At 45.0% G+C, this 22,505-nt stretch carries 18 protein-coding genes; 6 read left to right on the top strand and 12 right to left on the bottom strand.

Annotation, left to right across the window (positions count from 1 at the left end; genetic code table 11):
- Positions 1–70 precede the first annotated feature (70 nt).
- Together BIW15_RS07090 and BIW15_RS07085 are read left to right on the top strand one after the other, a co-directional pair.
- Positions 71–1,195, top strand: a complete 1,125-nt coding sequence (locus BIW15_RS07090; protein ID WP_047123187.1) for an HD-GYP domain-containing protein — start codon at positions 71–73, stop codon at positions 1,193–1,195.
- Between the two features lie 90 nt (positions 1,196–1,285).
- Entirely contained in the window at positions 1,286–1,504 is a 219-nt protein-coding gene (locus BIW15_RS07085; RefSeq protein WP_005455055.1) for a hypothetical protein, read from the top strand.
- Between the two features lie 150 nt (positions 1,505–1,654).
- Here BIW15_RS07085 and BIW15_RS07080 read toward each other — a convergent pair whose 3' ends face one another.
- From BIW15_RS07080 to BIW15_RS07055, 6 genes are all read right to left on the bottom strand, one after another.
- Positions 1,655–2,203, bottom strand: a complete 549-nt coding sequence (locus tag BIW15_RS07080) for a hypothetical protein (protein WP_015296689.1) — start codon at positions 2,201–2,203, stop codon at positions 1,655–1,657.
- A 229-nt stretch (positions 2,204–2,432) separates the two neighbouring features.
- Positions 2,433–4,211, bottom strand: coding sequence for an ABC transporter transmembrane domain-containing protein (locus tag BIW15_RS07075; protein WP_025587278.1), 1,779 nt, complete (start codon positions 4,209–4,211; stop codon positions 2,433–2,435).
- A 3-nt stretch (positions 4,212–4,214) separates the two neighbouring features.
- Positions 4,215–5,954: an ABC transporter transmembrane domain-containing protein gene (locus BIW15_RS07070; protein ID WP_025534532.1), complete on the bottom strand. Its 1,740-nt coding sequence runs from the start codon at positions 5,952–5,954 to the stop codon at positions 4,215–4,217.
- Between the two features lie 273 nt (positions 5,955–6,227).
- A complete protein-coding gene (locus tag BIW15_RS07065; RefSeq protein ID WP_005454955.1) occupies positions 6,228–6,719 on the bottom strand; it encodes a prepilin-type N-terminal cleavage/methylation domain-containing protein in 492 nt (163 codons plus the stop codon).
- Between the two features lie 236 nt (positions 6,720–6,955).
- Positions 6,956–8,299, bottom strand: coding sequence for a sodium/glutamate symporter (locus BIW15_RS07060; protein ID WP_077280730.1), 1,344 nt, complete (start codon positions 8,297–8,299; stop codon positions 6,956–6,958).
- 500 nt (positions 8,300–8,799) lie between these two features.
- The gene (locus BIW15_RS07055; protein ID WP_005454984.1) at positions 8,800–9,486 is read right to left on the bottom strand and encodes a DNA-3-methyladenine glycosylase I; all 687 of its coding nucleotides are present in this window, start codon (positions 9,484–9,486) and stop codon (positions 8,800–8,802) included.
- An 86-nt stretch (positions 9,487–9,572) separates the two neighbouring features.
- Here BIW15_RS07055 and BIW15_RS07050 point away from each other — a divergent pair, with 86 nt between their 5' ends.
- A complete protein-coding gene (locus BIW15_RS07050) occupies positions 9,573–9,767 on the top strand; it encodes a hypothetical protein (RefSeq protein ID WP_005455030.1) in 195 nt (64 codons plus the stop codon).
- Between the two features lie 97 nt (positions 9,768–9,864).
- Here the strand turns inward: BIW15_RS07050 and BIW15_RS07045 are convergent, their stop codons facing one another.
- The 3 genes from BIW15_RS07045 to BIW15_RS07035 all read right to left on the bottom strand — a co-directional run bounded on the left by BIW15_RS07045 (position 9,865) and on the right by BIW15_RS07035 (position 15,318).
- Positions 9,865–12,672: an Hsp70 family protein gene (locus tag BIW15_RS07045; protein WP_053340028.1), complete on the bottom strand. Its 2,808-nt coding sequence runs from the start codon at positions 12,670–12,672 to the stop codon at positions 9,865–9,867.
- A gap of 61 nt (positions 12,673–12,733) precedes the next feature.
- On the bottom strand, positions 12,734–14,686 hold the full coding sequence (locus tag BIW15_RS07040) for an Hsp70 family protein (RefSeq protein ID WP_179115241.1): 1,953 nt from the start codon (positions 14,684–14,686) through the stop codon (positions 12,734–12,736).
- Positions 14,686–15,318: a DUF2760 domain-containing protein gene (locus BIW15_RS07035; protein WP_005454971.1), complete on the bottom strand. Its 633-nt coding sequence runs from the start codon at positions 15,316–15,318 to the stop codon at positions 14,686–14,688. Before BIW15_RS07035 ends, BIW15_RS07040 begins: the two co-directional genes overlap by 1 nt.
- A gap of 289 nt (positions 15,319–15,607) precedes the next feature.
- Here BIW15_RS07035 and BIW15_RS07030 point away from each other — a divergent pair, with 289 nt between their 5' ends.
- Complete coding sequence (locus BIW15_RS07030; RefSeq protein WP_021486717.1) at positions 15,608–17,149, top strand: sensor domain-containing diguanylate cyclase; 1,542 nt, start codon at positions 15,608–15,610, stop codon at positions 17,147–17,149.
- A gap of 82 nt (positions 17,150–17,231) precedes the next feature.
- Entirely contained in the window at positions 17,232–17,762 is a 531-nt protein-coding gene (locus BIW15_RS07025; protein WP_005454828.1) for a 3'-5' exonuclease, read from the top strand.
- A gap of 185 nt (positions 17,763–17,947) precedes the next feature.
- On the opposite strand, the gene BIW15_RS07020 is transcribed toward BIW15_RS07025, so the two are convergent.
- The 3 genes from BIW15_RS07020 to BIW15_RS07010 form a co-directional block, all read right to left on the bottom strand.
- The gene (locus BIW15_RS07020; RefSeq protein WP_005454910.1) at positions 17,948–18,388 is read right to left on the bottom strand and encodes a TerB family tellurite resistance protein; all 441 of its coding nucleotides are present in this window, start codon (positions 18,386–18,388) and stop codon (positions 17,948–17,950) included.
- Positions 18,389–18,476: 88 nt separating this feature from the next.
- Positions 18,477–20,426, bottom strand: coding sequence for an alkaline phosphatase D family protein (locus tag BIW15_RS07015; protein WP_077280729.1), 1,950 nt, complete (start codon positions 20,424–20,426; stop codon positions 18,477–18,479).
- Between the two features lie 9 nt (positions 20,427–20,435).
- On the bottom strand, positions 20,436–20,786 hold the full coding sequence (locus BIW15_RS07010) for a hypothetical protein (protein ID WP_015296697.1): 351 nt from the start codon (positions 20,784–20,786) through the stop codon (positions 20,436–20,438).
- 280 nt (positions 20,787–21,066) lie between these two features.
- On the opposite strand from BIW15_RS07010, the gene BIW15_RS07005 reads away from it, so the two are divergent.
- Positions 21,067–22,347: a MipA/OmpV family protein gene (locus BIW15_RS07005; RefSeq protein ID WP_224067100.1), complete on the top strand. Its 1,281-nt coding sequence runs from the start codon at positions 21,067–21,069 to the stop codon at positions 22,345–22,347.
- The last annotated feature ends 158 nt before the right edge of the window (positions 22,348–22,505 follow it).

The following is a 22,505-nucleotide window of genomic DNA, read 5'->3' as shown; positions in this document are numbered from 1 at the left end:
AGATCATCAAAATTTCTGACAGAAAGGAGCTTTTTCTTCTGGTTTCTCTACTTGGGTGTGGAGGTGAAGTATGGCGCACCGGAGTTTTTACCCGTTTGCTAAACCGCTTAATGAGCAACTGCAAACGTTGAAGAATAGAATGCAGGCACATTTGCCGTGTATCGATAGGGTGTCGTTTGCGAAATATCATCCTCATCAAGACATGCTCAAATCTTTCGCCGAAAGTGAATTTGATACTTGGTGCTTGGCTCATCATGAGGCGCCGTTTAGAAAGCTCCACAACCTTACTATCTCCGCTGAAAATGCAATACCACGTATTGTCGATGATCTTCACGACATCAATCATTGTTCCCGCATACAAACCCTGCTTAAAGAAGGCTATCAGTCATCAGTCGCGATTCCTTGCTATGACAACAAAGCCTTTACCGGGTTTGTCTTTTTAAATTCTGTCCAGCCCCAAGCTTTTAAGCTTGAAGCATTGAATGGACTTAAGCCTTATTTTGAGATGGTTCAATTTGCTGTTGAGTCTGAGGATCATGTCGTCCATGCCATCGAAACGCTTGCCGATCGAATGCAGGGTATGATGCCGAGTTATTCGCCAGAATATTATGCCCATACTAAACGGATGAAATATTACAGCCAGTTAATCGCCACACAACTCGCGGATCATCATCATTTCAATGACGAAACGGTTGAGCATATTGGTACGTTTGCGCAGTTTCATGCATTGAGCGATATTCAACTGCCGATAGAAATAGCCTGTAGTAGAACACGTTACACGAGAGAGCAGGAGGCGATTCTTCTTCAACATATCGAGCAGTGTATCGAATCTGCAGACGATATAGTGGCGCGTATTGGTAATCCAGTTCACCCAAGCGTGACGCTGTTTTTGCAGATGATTACGTACCAATACGAAAACCTTAATGGTTCTGGTTATCCGTACGGTTTGAAGAAAGAGGCGATCCCAATTGCAGCGCAAATCGTTGCGGTGGCTAACGCATTCGATGTGCTTACGACTCACCACCCATATCGCCAAGCTTGGTCGATACCTTACGCCTTGCTTGAGTTGGAGAAATGGGTGTATCAAGGATTGTTGTCCAGAGAATGTGTCAACGCGCTGCGTGAGCATCAAAGTTATCTAAAACAAATCATCCATAAATATCCTGAGCACTACACAGGCTTAGGGCTGATGTAATCCCCGTAAACGAAGGAGCACGAATATTGACTAGGAGGAAATTATAAATAATACTGTTTTTATATACAGTATTTAGTTTGGAGGTGAAGTATGTTGTGGGAAACCCTTGAGAGAGTAAACCGCTTACGCCAACAAGCACTTGCGAACCCTGAGTTTGTGCAGTCAGCGAAAGAGCATGAAGAAGCACTTCAGGAGCAAGAATATCACTATCATGCAAAGAAAAAGCGTTCAGCCAAAGACAAACAAGGTAAGAAGTCGCTGGCCGATATCTATAAAGAAGTAGAATTTGGCGCTGACGCTCGTCATTAAATTAACCGCTATGGCGTCATTTCAATCCTTCAACGCCATAGGTCAAAAACGAGAACTCAAGTATCTCGAGTTTACTTGAGTTGAATATCAGTCTTGCATTTTTATTGTATTAACGTGTAGATAAACACCCCTAAATTTAGGGGTGTTTAATTAGATGTCTGCTTTGCGTACAAAGTGAGGATTTTTGTATTTTTTCTCTGGACCAAAAGTGGATATAACCAATTTGTTCCACAGCGTTTTATCGAACTCGCCTTTTGGAATGGAAGGGTAGAGTGTTTCTTCTTCTTCCCTTGCAAAATTCATGTACTGCTTTTTCTTGATTTGGTTGTATTTTTTCGCAATCTGATTGTGTTTTTGAACCCACTCCAATTTGTATTTTCGAAGTGCCTTTTCACCATCTTCTGCATTCATACGCGACATGAACAGCCGCTTATACGATACCTTTCTATCTAACATGGTACGCATGACTGTTTGGATGTACTTACCGTGGTGCGTAATGGTGATGTCGTTTTCGTCAATAGGAGTAACACACCAGCCTTTAGGTAGAAAGTCTGGTTTTTTAAACTGTTTATTACGCTCCATTAGCGCCTGATGTAAAACCAAATCAGAGGTGCCGCGGAACGTTTTTTGCCATTTACCGATTCGAATTTGAATCGAACCAGGCAAGCGATAGATGTTAGTAAACTTATCTTTGTCCATGGACTTGTGTCATGAAATTAATATGCAATATGAGAAATAGGTAATCAGCTCACCGAGTCATCGGCAAGAAGTTGAGCTGAAGTTCGTTACGATTTTACAACGACCTTGCGTTATATAGCGAGGGGTTATGTCAATAATAGGTAAGAAATAAAAAATTAGTTTAAATTGTGAATGGATTTAACTAAATGGCGCCACCTGCATTGCGATTTGCAGGTGGCTTGTACAGTGCTTAAACAGCTTCTTCTAGTTGTTTAGCATCTTCTTGCTCAATCTGTTGAAGGTGTCTATTCGCTTGTTGTAACTGGTACATTTGAGCGTAGCGACCATTTTGTTGCAATAAGGCTTTATGCGTGCCTTGTTCGACCAAGTCACCATGGTGTAGAACCACAATTTGGTCTGCATCCAATATGGTGGACAGTCGGTGAGCAATGACCACTAACGTCATGTTTTGGCGCAAAACTTTTAAGCTTTTTTGAATGAGAGCCTCAGTTCCTGAATCGATGTTCGCCGTTGCCTCATCCAAAATTAAGATTTTTGGTTTCGCTACTAACACTCGGGCTAACGCAAGTAATTGCTTTTGACCTGCCGAAAGGTTGGTTTCACCTTGGCCGAGTTGAGTGTCTAAGCCGTTTGGATAGCGGTGAATTTGCTCCGATAAACCTACCTTATCTAACGCATCCCATATCTGCGCATCGCTCACTGCTCGGCTAAGAGAAATGTTCTCACGTACAGAGGCTGGGAGAATGTGCGGATCTTGTTGAACCATTGCTACGTCTTTGCGAAGTACGTCTTTACCCAATGTATTAAGTGGCCGCCCATCAATCAATAACTCGCCCACATTGGTTGGATAAAAGCCCATGAGCAAAGATGCTAACGTGCTCTTGCCGCTGCCAGTATGGCCGACCAGCGCGATAAAATCTTGATGAGCCGCTTTCAAGGATATGTCTTTTAATACATCTTGCTTACCATCATAACTGAACGTCAGATTACTTAGCTCAATCGAGCCCGTTTTAAGCGGTTGATGATCGTCACCGTAAGTTTGTGGCCTCGCATCAATCAACTCAAAAACACGTTCACTCGATACCAACGCTTGTTGTAAAAGTGCAAGTTGTTGGGTCATTTCAATCAGAGGTTCGGTCACACGCGCCAAATAACTGATGAATGCATAAAGTACACCGACACCAATCAACTCGACACCATTAAAGCCAAAGATGGCAACTAAGCAGAGTAGGGCAAGTCCAGCCAACAGATCCATGAGAGGCCGCAGCAGATACCCGTTTAAGCGAATGACTTTTTTGGACGCGACCAAATGCTCAGCAGTGAGTTCGTTAAACTGTTTATTAAAGCGCTCTTCTTGTTGCATCAGCTGAATCACGCTCATCCCTTGGATTGATTCGCTTAAGTTGGCGTTAATGTCCGTGAGCAAGTCACGCATTCTGCGATAACTATCGGTACTGAGTTGTTTAAACAGATACATAAAGCCAATTACGATCGGTAACAGGACGAGAACAACCAGCGTCAACTTCCAACTCATGAAGAACATGACACCCAACATCACCACGATCATCACAACGTTCTTAACCACGGTCGCGATTAACAACTCGTAAAACTGCTGAAGTGATTCTGTATCATTCGTGATTCGAGAAACAAGCTTACCGGCAGGTGTGTAGTCAAACGCAGAAAGTGGCTGTTTGATCACTCCCGAAAACACTTGCTTGCGAATGGTTTTGATCGTGTTCGTTGCCACCATGCTAAATTGCAACGATTGAAGATATTGGAACGTTGCTGAAATGACTTGAAGTGATACATAGCCCAACGCTAAAGCAATCAATACGTTACGAGAGTAGTCACCTTTGGCAATGTGTTCATCAATAAAATACTGGATCAACCAAGGGCCACTCGCACTCGCTAACGCCGCGATAAACAGCAAAGCTAAGCCTTTTATCATTGGCTTCGGCTGAGACAATGGATAAGACAACAACCGCTTAAATGTACTGGTTTGTTTCATTGATTACTCCTCCATTGCTTGTTCGAGTTTTTGGTACTGGAACATTTCTGCGTACCAGCCTTGGTGTTCGAGTAGAGAATGATGTTTCCCTCGCTCGGTGACATGGCCATGATTAAGAACGATGATTTCATCAGCCGCTTCTAATGCCGTTAATCGGTGTGCGATAACGATCAACGCTTGATCACGGTAGTGTGTTTCAAGGTTCTTGAGAATCTGATGTTCGGTTCGACCATCTACGGCGGATAGGGCATCATCTAAAACTAACACTTGAGCGTTGAGAAGCATGGCGCGTGCAATCGCAATACGCTGCTTCTGACCGCCAGAAAGAGTAATGCCTTTTTCGCCAACTTCGGTTTGGTATCCGTCAGGGAATTTCTCTATATCGTCGTGGATACACGCCAATTTCGCTGCTTGATAAACTTGCTCCTTTGTTGCTTGAGGATTGCCAAGGGCGATGTTGTCAAAGATCGATTTTGAGAACAAAAATGGACTCTGATTCACAACCGCAAAGCGATTACGCCATTGAGGTAAGATAGCGTCTTTGATTTTGACATCGCCAAACTGAATGGTGCCATTTTCTAAATCATGTTGACGCAATAGCAGAGTGAGCAACGTCGATTTGCCACTGCCTACTGGGCCAGCAATTCCGAGCATTTTCCCTGGCTCTAACGTTACGTCCACAGCGGCAAGAGCTGGTGGGAGTTCTTTACTCCAATGGAACGCGTCAATCTTGATGTGCAGCGGTAATGGTTTTTCATCTAAAGGCTGTGTACCACCGATGATCTCTGGTTGTTCATCGAAGATTTCTTGTAGCCGATTCCATGCGGCAGAACCGCGCTCTAAGATGTTAAACAAGAATGCGAACGCTAGCATTGGCCAAATCATCAAACCCAAGTACATGGTGAAGGCTGTCAAATCACCAAGAGTGATTTCGCCTTTGTCGACCAGATACGCGCCTGCCGCCACACTAAGAAGAAACGAAAGACCAATCGTCAACTGAATCGCAGGGTCAAAGCGCGCATCTACTCTTGCTACCGCGATGTTTTTAGCACCGGTATCGTCAACGACATCTTCAAATCGTTGTTGCTCTTGGTTTTCTAAACCAAAAGCACGCAGCATTCGCACACCATTTAGGGATTCTTGCGTCATATCGGACATCGAAGAGAATGCTTCCTGCGCGACACGAAAACGTTGGTGAAGAATGCGGACGATAAAGAAAATAATTACCGCGAGAAATGGCATTGGCAACAGGGCCATAACGGTCAGTTTCCAACTGACTTGCGTGACCATGATGATCAATACTGCTATGCCTGTGATAACCGAGTCGGCTGCCGTTAATACCCCTTCGCCAGCTGTCATAACGATGTTTCTTACGTCGTTCGTGCCGCGCGCCATCAAATCGCCAGTTTTGTATCGTTCAAAAAAGCGGGGAGGTTGAGTCGAAAGGTGACGGTAAAGGCGGTTGCGTAAAATGGTTCCAAGTTCCCAACTCGCACCAAATAGCCATATACGCCAGAGGATTCTGCACCCGTAGATGGTGAAAAGTAGAACAATAAGGCCTAACAACCACATGATTAACGTGTTTGTTTCTAATGTGTTATCAACAACGCCATCGACAATCACTCCGACTGCCTTGGGTGGAACCAGCTGAAGGGCAGAGATTACTGCAAATAAAAGAATGGAACCCACATAATGTTTCCATTTTTGTCGGAAGTACCAACGTAGCTGCCAGAAAATTCTCATTACGCCTCCTGCTTTAAATTATTGAATTTGTTATGGAACTATTATTGAGCGAAATGATGAGTTTACAAGCACAATTTTTGAGCGAAGAAGAAAACAACAGATTGTGTCGATTTTGAATATATGCACCCAGGAATTACTTGCTTTCTCGCTGCAAGAAAACCATGCAACAAAATTATGTGAAATCTATGTTAAGTTGAGGTTTTGGCGCGTAAGTGAGTGCTAAACGTAGAAAGCTTCAAAATGTACAATTTTGAAGCTTGTTTGGGAGGGGTTTTAGCAGTCTTCAGTTTGAATTCCATAGCGAAGTTGTCCGCCCGGTGTTTTAGGGTAGTACACTTCGACATAACACAGGTGATGGATGCTCACGGGTTTGTTGGCAAAGCCGATAAGGAAGTAGGGTTCAGTCTCTGAATCGGCGCCGTACCATTTGTTGATGGTGAGTTGTGGGTCAAAACCGGCAAGCTCTTTTGCTGGAATCACGTTTTTGATTAACCCAAAGTAACCAATAAGATCGTTTACTCCGTCGTTATCTAAGTCGATGTTTCGCGTGTCTTCTGAGTTGATGTTCTCTTGAGACTGAATAACGGCTTTAGTGTAAACAAGGTTGTTGGCTGTCATTAGCGCTTCTCTTGCGCCATACAAAACGGCAATTCGTGCGTCTTTTTGTATTCCGAGGAACTTGGGTAGGGCAACAACGCCAACAACACCAAGAATGATGATGCACATTATTAACTCGATAAGGGTAAATCCTCGTGAACCACGCACAACCAGCCTCCAGCTTTGTCATTTTATAGGCTGCTATTCTGGAATAAAAATGGGGTTATATCGGTATTAAAAAAGAATGAGAAGGTGTGACTGCAATTGCAAATTTCATATATAAAACAAGTTGCCTATTTATTCATTAGAGATTGAAGCGGTTTCTCAATTGGGATTTTAAAGAGAGGAGGAAAAAAGATGAATAAAGATGTGCTCGGGAGGAAAAATCTCCCGAGCCGGAGTATTTAAGACGCGTCCGTTACCGTTTGGCCACTGTGTTTAAATACAAATCGCCAGATAAACAGGACTACGGCGATATAAGCTAAGCCGACACCAAGTGCTTGCCACTCCATACCGTTATACATCGCGATAGGCATCAGAGAGATGATAAAGATATCCGTAATTGAACCAGGTACATAAGCAATGGCGTAGTCATCCAGAACTTTGCTACGCATTTTAGGGTCAACAATGCGCAATAGCGCGATGCCCATTGCAACTGTGCCTGTTAGCCAGCCCCAGGAGAATATGCCTTTTTCAAACCAATCATCGCCCATAATTCGAGGCGCAACCCAGAAGATCAGCCACAACGTAAATGCGATGCCACCAATGGCGAGTACGATCATTGGCGCAAGGTACTGAGCAAGAACAGTAATTTTGATTGCCGAAATACCAAATATGATCAGGTAGTCGGTGCTGATACCAGCTGCATGCTTAAATGCTCCATCACAAAGGTATCGCGACGCTTTGGTTTGTTTCGCGACAATTCGCACGAGCATTCCGCCCAAAAAGCCCGTTACAAATGTCGGAATTTGTACTTTGTCGTGGAACGACGATAAGTAGTTTGCTGCGACATAAGAGAAAGCCGTAACGACGACGACAAGGGCTGCGTGAATAGCAAATGAATCCACAGAGAGTGAAGACATTGTGTCTTTCATCACTGGTTCTTGTTCTGTTGGTTTTACAAGACCTTTTCGTTCATGTTCATCCATGCTGTCAAAAGTTGTAAAGCTTCGAATCCAACCCATTTTTAGAGCAAATTGAAGCATCAACATGCCGATGGAAATTGAGATGAAGATACCGACTGTCGCAAAGGTCAAACCAAGCGTGAAGCCATCTTCCCAACCAAGACCCGTGAAAATATCTCCCACAACTGAGGCTGAACCGTGACCTCCCATGAAACCCGCAGACATTGTTACGCCAAAACCAGGATTGATTTCTGGCCAGAAAAATGTAGTTAAGAGCAGGCCAAACATTGCAGCAAATAACCACTGTGAGACAGAAGCAATTTGGTTAAATGCCCATAACGAGCCTGCACGTTGTGCGACAACTTTTGGGGATGGAACATCCGTTGCTAACCCTAACGCAGAAAAAAGTGCAGCGGTTAATAGGCTTGCGTTAGCGGTAAACGTGTCTGTCCACGGTAATAGATCGAGCATGGCAGGGCCAAACACGAGACCAAATAAACCTGCCAATACAGCAGATGGAATGTACATGCGTTGTAGCAATGGCGTGTGCACGCGAATCACTTTCGCTACAATCAAAAGTAAGCCTGCGATGGCTAAGTCAGTCAGCATTAGACCTTTTGGCATTTTTTGTCCTCCAGTAAATGCATTCAAGGGGCATCATCCTTTTGACCAACCTTGATGAAATAAATAACTCCACGTAAGAAAGCGCGAATACGAAATCTTTCGAGTACGGAGCAATGGTCGTTTCAATCAGCGCTTAAGTGCGCTAAAAATCATGAAATGAATATAATTGTCGAGAATGTTCGTGAACTGTTAAGAAACTCGAGCAAGTTTCTCGATTTTATTTTTGATAGTTCACTCAGGAAGGGCGTGTATCCTAGTCAGTTTGAATAGGCAATGCAATTGAGCAGAATCAATAAAACATGCCTAATAAAACATCAACCATAGGTAGGTGTTTGATAAATAAAAATATTGTATGAAAAAATAATTTTGTCGATACGACAATTATTTGTGATTCTCAAGGTGGGAAGGTGGTTGAAGTTTAATGAAGCCAAGAGTGGAGCTAGAGATATGGTCAGAAAAAGCACACTGTGATAAGAGCCAATGTGCTTGTCAACCTGTCGTTAGAGTCGATTATCACCGGTACTAAATGCAATGATTTGACTGATTTCGGTGAGGCTACGACCGCTCTCCTTCTGCCATTGCATAAACGCTTGGGTTGCTGCATCGTGAGATTTTTTGGTGTCTTTTCCGCCTTCGATGATTTTGCAATTGCGCAAGTATGCTTCCACATCGTTAGACAAAATAAACGTATCAGCACCCATTTGACGTAAAGTATATGGCCCTGTATTACCGCCCAAACGGCTGCCATGTTTTTTTAGATACGCCCAAAGCTCAGTGATTTTCTCCTGAGGCCAATCTGCGACCATTTTGCCAAATGACCCATGCTGGATTGATGCTTCGTGGATCATTCGAGCATTGGCAGGAATCGACATCACTTTCGTTAGGTGGCGAATAATGCGCTCATCGGTCGCTTTGGTTTCCCATTGTTCGTCAGATAGCATCAGTAATGGTTCAATCTTAAAGCCGAAAAAGACCTCTTCGAAGTTCGGCCATTTCTTACGAACTACGCTCCACGAGATGCCACTTTGAAATACCTTCATCGAAAATGCCGCTAACCAACGGTCGTTTGGAATGGCTGCTAACTCTTCTTTACTTAATGGATGCGACAGCAGTGCTTCGAGCTGATCTTCTCCACCTTTTCGTTCGGCGGCACGTTGATAGATGGCGTCAAATTTTTCGATACTCATAAAAGAAGTTAACCTTAGTGTATGTCGATATTTAGGAAACATACTACGCTTAAGTGGCTGAATCGTAAATTGATGGAGTGTCACAAATGAAGAAGGTCACATTAACGTTTGTTGGAGAAGGTTCGGAGCGTATTGCGGATAAATTCTATTCTTGGCTTGCTGATGGTGGATTAGAAGACAGCCTAATTGAGACTCTATCGGATAGAGAAGTGTCGGTGGTCGGTATTAGTGATATGGATAACGAAACGCGCGATGTGGTGATTACGACAGAAATGAATTAGCGCGTTGTGCGCGGTCAAAACCAAAAGAATGCGATAAACAAAGCCCTTCGTCGGAAGGGCTTTGTACGTTTAACTCGTCTTCTTTTGTAAAGTGGATTTAATGATGAACCAGCGTTAAACCGCTTGGTAAAGCATCACCGAAGACACGTTTTGATTCGCTTTCTGAAAGCTCTTTCACTTCTTCAACCAGCGATACCCACGACTCAGGTACTTTGCTCTGTTTGAGTTTTGTTAGAACTTGTTCCCGGTAGTCGTCAGAAATATCGAATAATCGGTCACCTGTCTTACGACAAATCATTACGGCTGCGAAAGCGATCATTGGTTCTTTCAGCCAATTTTGTTCCAAAAGCTTAGGTAACCATTGCTCAGCTTGTTCACGAGGAATGACGTTGTGCTGGCTGCCATAAAGCGGTGTGCGAGAAGCCAAACGTCCCATCGCCCACCAGTGTGCTTGTTCAAACTGGTTTTGGTTGATGGCTTTGCTTAAGAACCACGTCGCCAGCAGGACTTTATCTTCCACTTCTAGATGCTCCAGAGAGGCTGAAAGACGCACCATGGATTCGTACCCCATCTCCTGAGCCGCTTTTGCTGACTGCGGATTTTTCATCGCGCCGGGATGCAGATATTTAGCGATGTCTGCCAAAATGGTTTCTTGTTGTTCTTGGCTTAGACCGCCCGCGATACGTCGCCAGAATACCCACCAGTCTGTCCAGCCTTGATGGTTTTTGAACTGAATATTTTGTTGATACAGTCCCCAAACTTGCTCAATACGCCAAGAGTCTGTTGGATCGCCAAAGCCCGGACGCAGTGCAAAGCCAGCCAAACGAAGCCAGTTTTTCTCATGTTGTTCAGAGCGACGACGACGCTTACGACCTTGCGCAAAAGTATCGAAAAGCTGACGGAGTGTGGTGAAATCCCACTCATCGCGTTTACCCAGTTTCTTCTCAAGATCTTTTGCTAAGGTTTTGATTTCTTTGCCTTCAGCACTTTTCTTGTTGCCGCTGTATAGACGAGCAATCAGCTCCTTGCATTCGTTCAATCTTGGATGAAGCTGAATTTCCTCACCGTCATCGGCTTGTTTATTGCGAACTTCAAATTCCAGTTCCCAACGTTTGTTGTCGTCTTCGGCACTGACACACTCCATCTTAAGAGTGCCGACTTCGGTTAACTGACACGCCAGTTGCACTTCTACGCGCTCTTTCTGGTTGGCTTGTAGCTCTGCGCCTTCACCTTCAAGTGTGGTGATGTAAGGCGGTAGCGGAGCAAACAAGTCTGGGTCAACGTCAACCATCACACCGTTTTGAATCGCCGTGTTGTTGGTTAAGGTATCGTGTGTAGAAGTCAGCAGGTTAAAGCGGACTGGCTCACCTAGGGTAAGCGAGAAACGACGACCACTTAAGCGGATCTCGTGACCTTCTTCTGTGCCTTTTGCAAGTAAACAGAGGGCTTTACCCATTTTGTTTTTTTCTTGTAGATGCAAGAAGTAAGAGCGTGCAGCACCACCACCAATTTTCAGTTGTGCGCCACGACGCGCTTTACCAAACGCAACCGCACCTAGTGCGACCGACCAATCTGGATGTGGGTTATCTAATACCGTAACTGGTGCGCCGCGCCAGTCAGAAAGTAGGGTAGTGACACGTTCAGTTACCAGATCACTGTTGAACACGCCACCGTTCAGCAATAAGCCAACTGGGATCGCGTTTTGTTTGTCGTCTTCAATGCCAAGAGCGGCGCGAGACACTTGCTGATGCTGAGTTAAGAACTCGGCAACGTGCTTACTGACGGCTGGGTCAGCAACGTATGGAAGACCAAACTCGACAACCGCGCTGCGGCGTTTGTCTGGTACTTCACTGAAATCAGAAAGCGGGAAGAAGCCATCTAATGCGATTTGGTGCACTTCTTGTTTGCTTAGAGCAATACTCTTTGTGCCCCCAAGCAGCTTAGAACCACTGCCTAGCATGGTGATCTTTACTTCGTCAGGCGCGCTTGTTGAGAGCAGGTTTTCTTTGGCTTTACGAGTTTGTTGAATCAGCTTAGTCAGGCTTGCAGCAGTGAGTTTTTTGTTTTGATTGAAGCGACTTTCAGCAAGGTGCGCTAACGCTAAGTCGAGGTTATCACCCCCTAGCATTAAGTGTTCACCAACGCCAATACGATCAAGAGCTAAGTCGTCATGAGTGAACTTAGCTTCGATAAGACTTAAGTCTGTTGTGCCACCACCCACATCGCAAACAAGAATTAGTGGCAGATCTTTTAATTCGTCAGCCGCGGTTTGCTGGTGGCGTGCATACCAGTCGTAACACACCGCCTGTGGCTCTTCGAGCAAGACGATTTTTTTCAAGCCAGCAAGCTCGGCGGCTTCAAGTGTCAGTTTACGCGCGGTTTCATCAAATGATGCCGGAACGGTGACAACTACGTCTTGGTCTTCGAGTTTGTTACTTGGATGACGGTAGTTCCATGCTTGACGAATGTGATTGAGGTAACTTGCGCTGGCAATAACTGGCGAGACTTTATCCACGTCTTGCGCACCAGCCCAAGGAAGAATGTCTGAGTTACGATCAACCGCTTGATGTGAGAGCCAGCTTTTCGCGCTGGATACCTGACGGCCTTCTACTTTCGCGCCTAATTCGCGAGCCCATTCACCAACGATTACATTGTTAATGTCGCCGGCAACAGGTTCGTTGTCCCAAGGAAGAGTGAGGTCAGAAGGGGAGATTTGACCTACAGCTGGATGATAGCGGAAAGAGGGCAGAAGTGGTTTACGAACGACTTCGCCCGGACCAATCAGTTGGTCAATGTCAAATAGGGATACTTCGGATTGTTCAAGGTTGTCGGTTATTTCACAGTAGGCCACCACAGTGTTTGTGGTGCCAAGGTCAATACCAACAAGAAAACGAGGAGATGCCATACAAAACCAAACCTTCGTGTATTTAAAAACGGCACCCGATTGGATGCCGTTTGACTTCTAATTATTGTTCTTCGTTTGAGTCACTTTTCGCGTCTTCGCGCACATCGAACTCAACATGCCATTTTTGCCCGTTATCTGCGGCGATGGCTTCTAAGTAAAGCGTGCCAAGCTCTGTGACGCGAGAGGCTAGGGTTACCGGAACCACTTCACCTTCACGACGACCTTCAGATACAGGCAGCGTTACTTGGATTTCTGGTAGCTCTTCAAGCTCTTCTGGTGCCCAGTAGTCTAAGTGAGTACCTGCTAGGTCATCACGACGAACGGTTGAGCCGAAGAATTGGAAGTTAACTGGCTGACCGATGATCAAACCAAACTCTTGGCTTGGTACGTCAACGCTTGAACCTTCTTCCATACCAAATGGTGCGACACAAAGTGCTTCCATTGGAGGCGCCATGCCCGGAATCGCTGGCATCGCACTTTCGATACCCACGTAGTACGCCGAAGCAATACCACCACGGATACGCACACCTTGACCACGACGCACAGAGCCGTAGTAAGCCGCACCGCTAGCAACCGCAAGGTCTAGATCCACACCTGTTAGGCGTTTCGCCATTTGTGCATCTGCTTCAATTAGCCATTCGTTGATCGTGTCTTCTAGGCGAGTTGCTAGAAGTTTCGATTTCAGAACACCGCCGTTGAATAGGATTGCTGTTGGCTTGATGAAGTCAGCCGATTGCGCTGCATCAGAGCCAGGCATACCTGGCATGTTTGCAAATGGGTTGAAATCTTGAGCTTGCGCTGATTCACCACCGCTTTGCGCGTGTGCTTGCTTAGACAAGAATGCTGCAATGTGGCGAGTAATACCCGCATCTTGTGCGTAAGGCAGACCCATTTGTGTTAGTGCACCACGGTTGCGTTGAACAGGGTGGTCGGTAATCGCAACTTGAGGGAAGAAACCGTCAACTAATGTTTGTTGTACTTCTTCTTGAGTCAGTTCAGTTTTCAGCGTTGCACCAAGCAGTTTAGAACCGCGACTTGGTACCACGATTGGCACTGACTGAAGCTCGCTGTCGTTCAATAGCGCTTCTTTAGCATCACGACATGCGTGCGTCATCGCCTGAACTTGCCATGGCTGTAGCTCTTTGCCTTCTTGCGCTAGCTTCATCTTCAAGCGGTACGCAAGTGCAAGGTCCATGTTGTCACCGCCAAGTAGGATATGTTCACCTACCGCGATACGGTTCAGAGTTAGGTTGCCTTCGTCTTCTGTTACTTCAACTAAAGAAAGGTCGGTTGTACCACCACCGATATCGACCACAAGCACGATGTCGCCAACTTCAACTTCGTCGCGCCATTTGTCGTTGCTGTTATCAATCCAGTTGTAAAGCGCAGCTTGAGGCTCTTCTAGAAGCGTTAGGTGCACAAAACCAACGTTGCGTGCAGCTTCGGCTGTCAGGTCACGAGCCGCAGGATCGAAAGAAGCTGGAACCGTAATGGTAACGTCTTGATCGGCAAGTTTGTGGTTTGGATTCGCGTGATTCCAAGCGTCTTTTAGGTGCTCAAGGTATAGCTCGGTTGCGCGAAGAGGGGATACTTTTTCCACTTCTTCTGGGCTACCCGCAGGTAGGAATGCGTCACGACGGTTTACACCAGCGTGGCAAAGCCAAGATTTTGCACTAGCAACTAAACGAATTGGTGTTTTTGAACCTAGGTTACGAGCAATCGCACCGACAAGTGCCTTTGGTTCGCTAGACCATGGTAGAACGCGTGATTGCGGGTTCATTTCGTGCTCATGCGGCTGGTATAGGAACGAGCCTAATTGGCTGCGAGTTTCTACAGTACCCGGAGCTGTTAGCTGCGGGATAGGCATGACTTGTACACGAGCATCTTCGTCTTGAGTATCAACGTAAGACATTACGCAGTGAGTGGTACCTAAGTCGATACCAACACTGAATTTAGGAGACTGTTGCTCTTGCGCTGTCTCTTGAGAAAGGTTTTCTTGGTTCATGTGTTCCATTACAGCTCAACCTCAGCTGGAGCAATCACAGAAGCATCGTAGTTCTCAGCCAGTTTAGGCAGGTTCATAGACGTTGCCTTCCAACCTTTGTGAACTAGAGTGCCGTGGAACGGCGCGCTGCCTGTCACGTTACCAGTTAGGCGGATTTCTTGTGGGTTGAAGCCTTCTTCAACCGTAATACGAGTTTCTTCTTCTTCGTTACGAACGTGCGCAAGTGTCACGTAATCGTTCAATACTTTTTGACCGCCAGTGTGGATAACACGAGCCGCAGCGCCTACTTCTTCATCAGAGAACGAAGTTAGGTCTTCTTTCAGGAAGTCGATTAGACGTGCTTCTTGCTGCATGATAGAAAGCAGCTGCATTGCAGAATCAGTAGAAGCTGTTGCAAGTTTTGATTCAACTTCCACCACTTTTTCTACGACTTTCTCTACTTCTACAACCTTTTCCACTTCTACGATCTTCTCGACTGGCTTTTCAACCTCGACGATTTTCTCGACAGGTTTCTCTACCACTTTCTCAATCACTTTTGATTTGCGTGATACTGCGATCAGAAGAAGCAATACGCTCGAAGCCGCAAGGCCTGCGTGCAGCATATCGAACGTTTGAGGAATTAGGTTCAAATCAATGTTCATGACGTTTTTTCTCTTTCTATTGATTGCTCGGTGCTCAGTGTTGGCTCAATTTATTGACTAAAAGCGATCGTCTTTGCGATCTTGCACCAAGTTTAGACATTAAAATGATGACGGATGGTAGCATATTCAAGGCCTAAGGCTGTAATAATTCGTGAATATACCGTACGATCAGCGTGAAAAATCAACGATTGAACTAAGCTTGGTAGGTTGCTGCTTGATGTTTATTCGCTGGTAACGCAGTATTTCCCTAAATACCGAAGTTTAACTTACGGAAATATCAGTAGACGAGATGACCACAAGCACTGCTCAAAAGAGCTTTATAAAGAGACACTCTGATTCCATTTCTGCTTTTGTAGCGGCGCTCCTCGTCACTGCAGGCGTAGTTGGTGTGGCCTACCAAATTCAGCAACGATATACCCTCGCTACTTTTGCAACCCTTGCAGATCGACAAGCTGAATCTCTAAAAGCAAATGTTGAAAATGATTTGAAATTTATCGGAGCGGGGGCCAATTTTTATCATTCTATAGACAGTTCTTATTGGTCAGCATTTCCCGTTTATGCAGAGCAGGTTATCAATAGCTCGCACAGTTTGATTGGTTTGCAGTGGATGCAACGAGTAGAGCGAGAAGATTTAGACGCGCACATTGCTAAAATGCGTCAAACATACCCAGATTACCAAATCTTTACCGTTCCAAAAGATCAGCCCAAAACCTTTGGCTACATTCTAGAAAACAACACTCCTGTTTACGTTGCAACGGACATCTACCCAAGAACCCAAGCCAACTTATCTTTACTTGGTTTTTACTTCTCTCGAAAGCGTTTTGATTTGATCTTTGACGACATCTCGACGAACAAACGCGCAAATGTTTCCGATAAAGTTCGTCTGCTTCAAGACGGCTACGACAAATCCATCCCCAAATCGGGCTTGCTGGTATATCACCCGGTCTTTGACTTCGAGAATAAAAACCTGTTGGGCGTGGTCACAGGTGTGATTCGTAGCACTGTTTATTTCGAAGAACTGATCACCAAGACAGCGACGGAACTTGAGATGTCGGTCAGAGTGGAAGATTTAGGTTTTGATGCCTCTGACGACCCGTTTTTGTTTCAAAGTGAAAACTGGGATCGGATCAGCGGTAAAGTGATCAGCCGAACGATTCAGCTGCCTAATCGACAATGGCGAATTGATTTCAAACTTTCAGATGCCGTGTCTGCTTGGGAGCGCTCCATTTTAACGGGAACGACCATCGCAGGTCTTCTGATTGCGTTTTTGATCAGCTACATCGTTAACTTACAGTCACGAGAAAAAGAGCGTTTAGCCGAAATGCTTGATATTAAGACGGTTGAACTAAAACGCATGGCCGAGTTAGACCCTCTGACGCAATTGTTGAACCGTCGCGTGTTTAACGACAATTTGCTCAATCAAATTAATAGCGGTAAACCGTTCTCTTTGGTTGGTTTCGATATTGACCACTTTAAAGTGATTAATGATAAGCACGGCCATTTGGCGGGTGATGAAGCGTTACTTCATGTCACGAAATTGGTTAATGCCAACTTAAATGCGGGTGACCGATTCTATCGCGCAGGTGGAGATGAGTTTTGTATTCTTTCCACGGTGACGGACACAGAAGAGCTAGAAGCGTATCTTGAAAAATTACGCGGCATCGTGGCGAGCTCGTCATTTGACTATGAAGAGGCGTCTATAATTTGCACATTGAGTATTGGTGCGGTAGTTCATCACGACGAAGATCCGGAAAACTTGTACCACAAAATGGATGCTCAACTGTACTTAAGTAAGGAAAATGGCCGCAATACCGTGTCGATCGGTGATTAAATCAGCGCGCAAATTCGAGTTTTTCATAGTGTTGCGGTAGAATCGCACCCTTTCAAATTTACGCTAGGAACCAAGACAAGCTATGAACCATAACCGTATCGTCTGCTTCGATTTAGAAATGTGCTGCTGGAGCGAGAATGGCGTCGGCCGCACGGGAGAGATCATCGAAGTAGGGTTAGCTGAAATAGATTTGTCTAAAGGCGAGATCGTCAAGCGTGCTCAATACTACGTGAAGCCAGAACATGATGAAGTGTCACTGTTTTGTGCCGAGCTGACGGGCATCACGCCGCGTAAAATCGAAAAGCAAGGCAGACCATTGGCCGAAGTAATCAAATCTATGATTAAGAACTTTGGTGGTCGCAACAAGATTTATGCTTCTTGGGGACGTGACGATGTCATTCTTCTTGAAGAGTGTAAACAAAAAGGCATTGAAGCGCCGTTTACGGAATTCATCAATCTCGCGACGCTGTACCGTATTCAAAACCGTTTAAAAGACAAGCGGATTGGCCATCGAGCTGCGCAAGAAGCAAAAGGGATTGAGTGGGAAGGGCGTCAGCACTCGGGCTACGTGGATGCGCACAACCTAGCGAAGCTTGCGCTCACCATGCTGTAATTAGTTCGTCATCCAATCATTGTTGTTTTGTCATGGATGTAGCTTAGTGTAGAAGCTGTCAAACACATTCATACCTTGACCAGTATTTTAATAACAATGTCGTTGGCTGAAGAAAAAACGCGCGTAATGCGCGTTTTTTTATTGGTAGAAAATGAGCATTGAGCACAAGTTTTATTGTCACTGCGTTACTGTGATTGCAGTTTTGCGCGGATAAAATCGCTGTGGTCAACGTACAAGAGTTCTGCGGTTTTGCGAATTACGGCATCCTCAAGTGGGTCGATTTGTCCATCGGCATAAGCGACTTCCCACATGCTCTTAATCAAGTTGTAGCGAGTCTCTTGTGTGAGTTCTCGAAGCTGGGAAGTAAAATCGTACAAAGAGGTAGCGTCTTGCGTTTTTTCTTTTGCCTGAGCAAGTAACTGCTCCGATTCTTGCTCGTTTAACTCGAGCAACTTCATCAGTAAAGAACGCTTTGTGCTTTCTTCTTTTTCATCAATTAGATGATCCGCACCAGACACTTCACACAGCAGACATGCGATCGCCATGTTTGGCGACAGTGCATTGGTTTTGCTCAAATCCGAGCCGTCGATAAGTTGTTTGAACAACGAAGTAAGAGAATTAAACATAGTAAGCACCAAGCTGTTTTCTTTTAAGATGGTAATAGATACGGTAAATCTCAAGGTGTCCTATCAAATTTAGCACCGCACTGACAGGTTATTTTCCTTTATCTTCTGCTCGAGTTGGAGGGAAGTTAATCTCCTCTCCGTCGCTAGTCAGAATGCCGATGTGACTCGGTTTTCCTTCATCGTCCAAGCGTAACTCTCCGATAGCACTGTGATTAACCAAGCGATAAAAATTGTGAGTGCTTGGCGCGCGTTTGTAGATCTTCAAGCGTTTACGTTTCGTAAACCAGTTGAGTGGTGAACGCGGACTGTAAAGCATTCTGTCTAGGCCATCGCAGATCGTGAGCAGTTGCGTAGGAAATTGGTTTTTAATGCCGCTACAGGTGATTTGATAAATATTCGGGCTGTTTTTTCGATAACGCAATTTGATGTCATAGGCGAACGAGTAGTGAACGTCACCAGACAAAATCACAAAGTTGGTTGGTGTTTTGGTATGCGTAAAAATGCTGATGAGCGTATTGGCACTGCCCGGATGCGCCATCCAGTTTTCGGCATCGACCATCAACGGTTTGCCAAGCATTGTTACCACACGCTGCAAGGCTTCAATGAATTTCACACCAAACATGGGAGCGGCAGAAACAATAATCACTTTGTCTTGATGCACCAGCTCTTGGTGGAAGTCAATCATCGCTTCCCAATCCATCAAACCCGATGGTTTATTCATGCGAGATTCAGACCGCCAGCGGCGAGTTCGTGTGTCGAGTACCACGACCTTTGGTGAAGTAGGGATAGTATAATGCCATTCTTCGAAGCGATAGAGATGTTGAATAAAGGCATCTTGAGCTTGCGAAGAGGGAGCGTCGAAAAAGTGGTTAACGTGTCGCCAAAACGTCTCGTTAAACTTTTCTGGCGCGTTTCCCCAGCCTTGGCAAAGCCAGTACGCGATCAAACTGTTGCCGATAATGCGTTTTGAGAAAACGTTGCTGTAAGCCGCTTGTTCCCAGCCGATGGTTAAGTTCCAATCGTCGGTTACGTCGTGATCATCAAAGATCATATAGGTAGGAATGTGCGCAAGCAGTCTTTGTACCTTCGCCAAACCTGCAACAAAGTTATCGATTTGGACTTTTTCCTCGCGCCATTGCTGCTGCCATTTTGGTTCGAGAGTTTTTCCACCAACCGTGAATGCATTTTCCAGCAAGCGGTCGCGTTGGATTAGATCCCAAAGGGTAGGTGACCAAACTAGCAGATACATCGCAAAGCATTCAGCGAAACTGATCAGGTGGTTTTCACACTCTTTCGCACTAAAAATGGGTGTGCCACGATGAGGGAACAGCTTAGTTAACAAACTACCATCATCGACATAATGTGGCAGAAGCTTATCGCGTCCATAGTAGCAATCTGGGTGTTTATACAGTGCTTTTGTATCTGCAATGGGCGCTTGCTCAAATTGCTCGTCTGGTAACCCTAGTAGCTTAACGACTTGCTCTATGGCGTCCAAAGTCGGCCCCGCTACGTGGTCTGCATAAATTTGGTCACCACTCATGATCAGCATGTCTGGTCGCTCATCAACACGTAAGCTAGCGACCTTTTCGTCTGCAGTGACTAAAGTGTCTTGACTAAAATGGTGAGGATTTCGACAAGAGCCATGAAGAACGTAATCGGCTTTCTCGCTGATCACAAACTCCAATCCTTGATGTGGATGTTGGTCTTGTTCATAGCTCAGATGTGGCAACAGCTCAGTCAATAGACCATCTTGAGTTTGAATTTGGTAGCGAAGCGGTTGATGAGTTGGGTAATCACCTTTAATGGCGAGTAAGCTTACCCACGCGCTCTGACCTATTTGGAGCTGCTGAAGTTCATCAAGTGATTGTGATGTGTATACGTTGTGAGTGCTTGCATCCATTACTTCAACCACGCCTTTAAGAGGCTTGGTCGTCACTAACCAAATGTTGATTTCAGACGCGGTAACTTTGCGCAGGACAGGCCCTGCAATAATAAGAGGAAGGGGAGTAGGTTCAGTATTGGTCAACGTTGTTGGCAAAGCGCTTCCTTATGTATCTGATTCTTCTTCTAATACTTCGATGACTTGAGAGCTACTAAGTTCATGCCCCATTAAGAACAAACCTAGCATCGCATCCGCTTTTGATGCGTTGTCACTGTCTTCATCCAGAATTTGTTGCAGGCGAGTGCGGATCAAATCTATTTCATGATCGACAAAACCACGGCCTTCTTCGTCACCTTGTCCATCTTCAGGTGCGTTATCGAAGTGCAAAAACAGGAGCTCACCATCGAGCTTGGTATCCACTAATCTTTCAGGTAGCCACTCTTCTCCCATCACGATGTCTGGGTTGGAGTTAGACGGCAAATTATTGAGGATAGAGATAAGTTCTGATGCTTTCACGTTTACTTCGTTATGTTTAAGTTCAAGCTAAACCCATAAGTGGCTGCTTTTAATGATTTTTGATGACGACATGCCTAGATTGCTGGCATAGTTCGTTGTTAGGTTAATAACGCACTGAGATTATGTTCATGCCAACGTATCAAAGTGCATGACGCGAACTGTCACGCACATGACAACGTTAAGTATTGTAACGGCTAATATCGAAAGAACATAAGCTTAATTCACTGATTTTTTCCATCAACTTTGATTAAAACCCATGAAGAGATTGAAACAAGCCACCATGATGCTTCCGCTCGCTGCGGCTGTATCAACGGCTTATGCAACAGATGAGCAAACGTGGGGCATTGCCGCCATGTATCGCACGGCCTCGATTCCTTTTTACACTGCTAACGATGACTCTACGGTGAGCACCTTCGTACCGATGATGTTTTTTGAAAATGAACATTTGTACATTAACGGACTTGAGGGTGGCGCTTTTCTGTTTAACGAAGAGGATTCTGACTGGCGAGTGAGTGCGATTACGCGTCTTCGTTTTGTCGACATTCCTAAATCCGTTCAAAACGCGTTTGAAGGTGATCGCGTCGATTTTGGTGGCCAACTGCGTTATGACTTCAATGAAAACTGGCGCGCTGAAGTGGAGTTGATGACGGATGACGAGTTTCAGTTCCACTCAAACTACAGAATTGCAGCAAATTACGAGCTGGGTGATTGGGAGTTCGAACCATCTTTTACCATCCGTTATAAGGACTCTGATTTCAACAGCGAGTATTACGCTTTCAAAGATGTGACAGGGGAAAGAATCGGTGCTGGCGCAGATGCTAATCTGGGCATCAAAGCGCGTTATCACGTGATTTCTAACCTCTATTTGTTGGGCGAAACCAGCGTGACGCGCTTAGACAACGAAGCTTACAAGAGCGGAATTGTCGAAGATCGTTACCAAGGTGAAGTGTTTGTCGGTTTCGGCTTCTTTAACGACAAAGGCAAAGAGCGAAAATCTGACCTTCACAATCGTCCATATTTGCGAATTGCGCACGGCTGGGCGACGCCTTCCAATATGGGCGACATTTTCAAGTTCAACGCTGAAAAGGATGAATACGATAATCAGCTCACTTCGTTTTTCTACGGACATCCGTTGACTGATGAACTGTTTGGTTTGCCTCTTGATATCTATTTAACGCCTGGTTTGGTTCACCATTGGTCGTCGGATGTTCAGTCATCTAGTACCGAATATGTCATGGCGATTAAAGCGTATTACACCTTTAACTGGCCGACTCAATGGCGCTTTGGTGTTGCAGAAGGGATGTCTTACATCGACAACATCACCTATATCGAAGGTACAGAAATGGAAGAGAAAGGTTACACGCCAAGTAACTTGCTTAACTATCTGGACTTTTCATTGGATGTGAACGTCGGTGACCTGTTTAACCAAAAAGATTGGGAGAACATGTGGGTGGGGTATTCGTTACACCATCGCTCTGCGATCTTCGAAAACGCCTCTCAATTCGGCAGAATTAAAGGCGGAAGTAACTACAACACGATTTATTTCCAATACGAATTCTAAATACATTATTAAGCCCTGTAATCCTACAGGGCTTTTTATTATCCAATAATTGATAACAATTACTATTTTTATTCTTCTGTATTCTATTTTTGTATTTATGTATTCAATTTAGATTAGTAAATATTATCTATTTTACCTAGCTCTGACCTATTCATATT

The sequence above is a fragment of the Vibrio sp. SALL6 genome, from assembly GCF_002002385.1.
GTDB classification, from domain to species: Bacteria; Pseudomonadota; Gammaproteobacteria; order Enterobacterales; family Vibrionaceae; genus Vibrio; species Vibrio parahaemolyticus.
This window is presented reverse-complemented; position numbering and strand designations above follow the sequence as displayed.

Coding starts and splice junctions, on each gene's coding strand:
- BIW15_RS07090 (WP_047123187.1), top strand. CDS start 71: ATGGCGCACCGGAGTTTTTACCCGTTTGCTAAACCGCTTAATGAGCAA.
- BIW15_RS07085 (WP_005455055.1), top strand. CDS start 1,286: ATGTTGTGGGAAACCCTTGAGAGAGTAAACCGCTTACGCCAACAAGCA.
- BIW15_RS07080 (WP_015296689.1), bottom strand. CDS start 2,203: ATGGACAAAGATAAGTTTACTAACATCTATCGCTTGCCTGGTTCGATT.
- BIW15_RS07075 (WP_025587278.1), bottom strand. CDS start 4,211: ATGAAACAAACCAGTACATTTAAGCGGTTGTTGTCTTATCCATTGTCT.
- BIW15_RS07070 (WP_025534532.1), bottom strand. CDS start 5,954: ATGAGAATTTTCTGGCAGCTACGTTGGTACTTCCGACAAAAATGGAAA.
- BIW15_RS07060 (WP_077280730.1), bottom strand. CDS start 8,299: ATGCCAAAAGGTCTAATGCTGACTGACTTAGCCATCGCAGGCTTACTT.
- BIW15_RS07055 (WP_005454984.1), bottom strand. CDS start 9,486: ATGAGTATCGAAAAATTTGACGCCATCTATCAACGTGCCGCCGAACGA.
- BIW15_RS07050 (WP_005455030.1), top strand. CDS start 9,573: ATGAAGAAGGTCACATTAACGTTTGTTGGAGAAGGTTCGGAGCGTATT.
- BIW15_RS07045 (WP_053340028.1), bottom strand. CDS start 12,672: ATGGCATCTCCTCGTTTTCTTGTTGGTATTGACCTTGGCACCACAAAC.
- BIW15_RS07040 (WP_179115241.1), bottom strand. CDS start 14,686: ATGGAACACATGAACCAAGAAAACCTTTCTCAAGAGACAGCGCAAGAG.
- BIW15_RS07035 (WP_005454971.1), bottom strand. CDS start 15,318: ATGAACATTGATTTGAACCTAATTCCTCAAACGTTCGATATGCTGCAC.
- BIW15_RS07030 (WP_021486717.1), top strand. CDS start 15,608: ATGACCACAAGCACTGCTCAAAAGAGCTTTATAAAGAGACACTCTGAT.
- BIW15_RS07025 (WP_005454828.1), top strand. CDS start 17,232: ATGAACCATAACCGTATCGTCTGCTTCGATTTAGAAATGTGCTGCTGG.
- BIW15_RS07020 (WP_005454910.1), bottom strand. CDS start 18,388: ATGTTTAATTCTCTTACTTCGTTGTTCAAACAACTTATCGACGGCTCG.
- BIW15_RS07005 (WP_224067100.1), top strand. CDS start 21,067: ATGATGCTTCCGCTCGCTGCGGCTGTATCAACGGCTTATGCAACAGAT.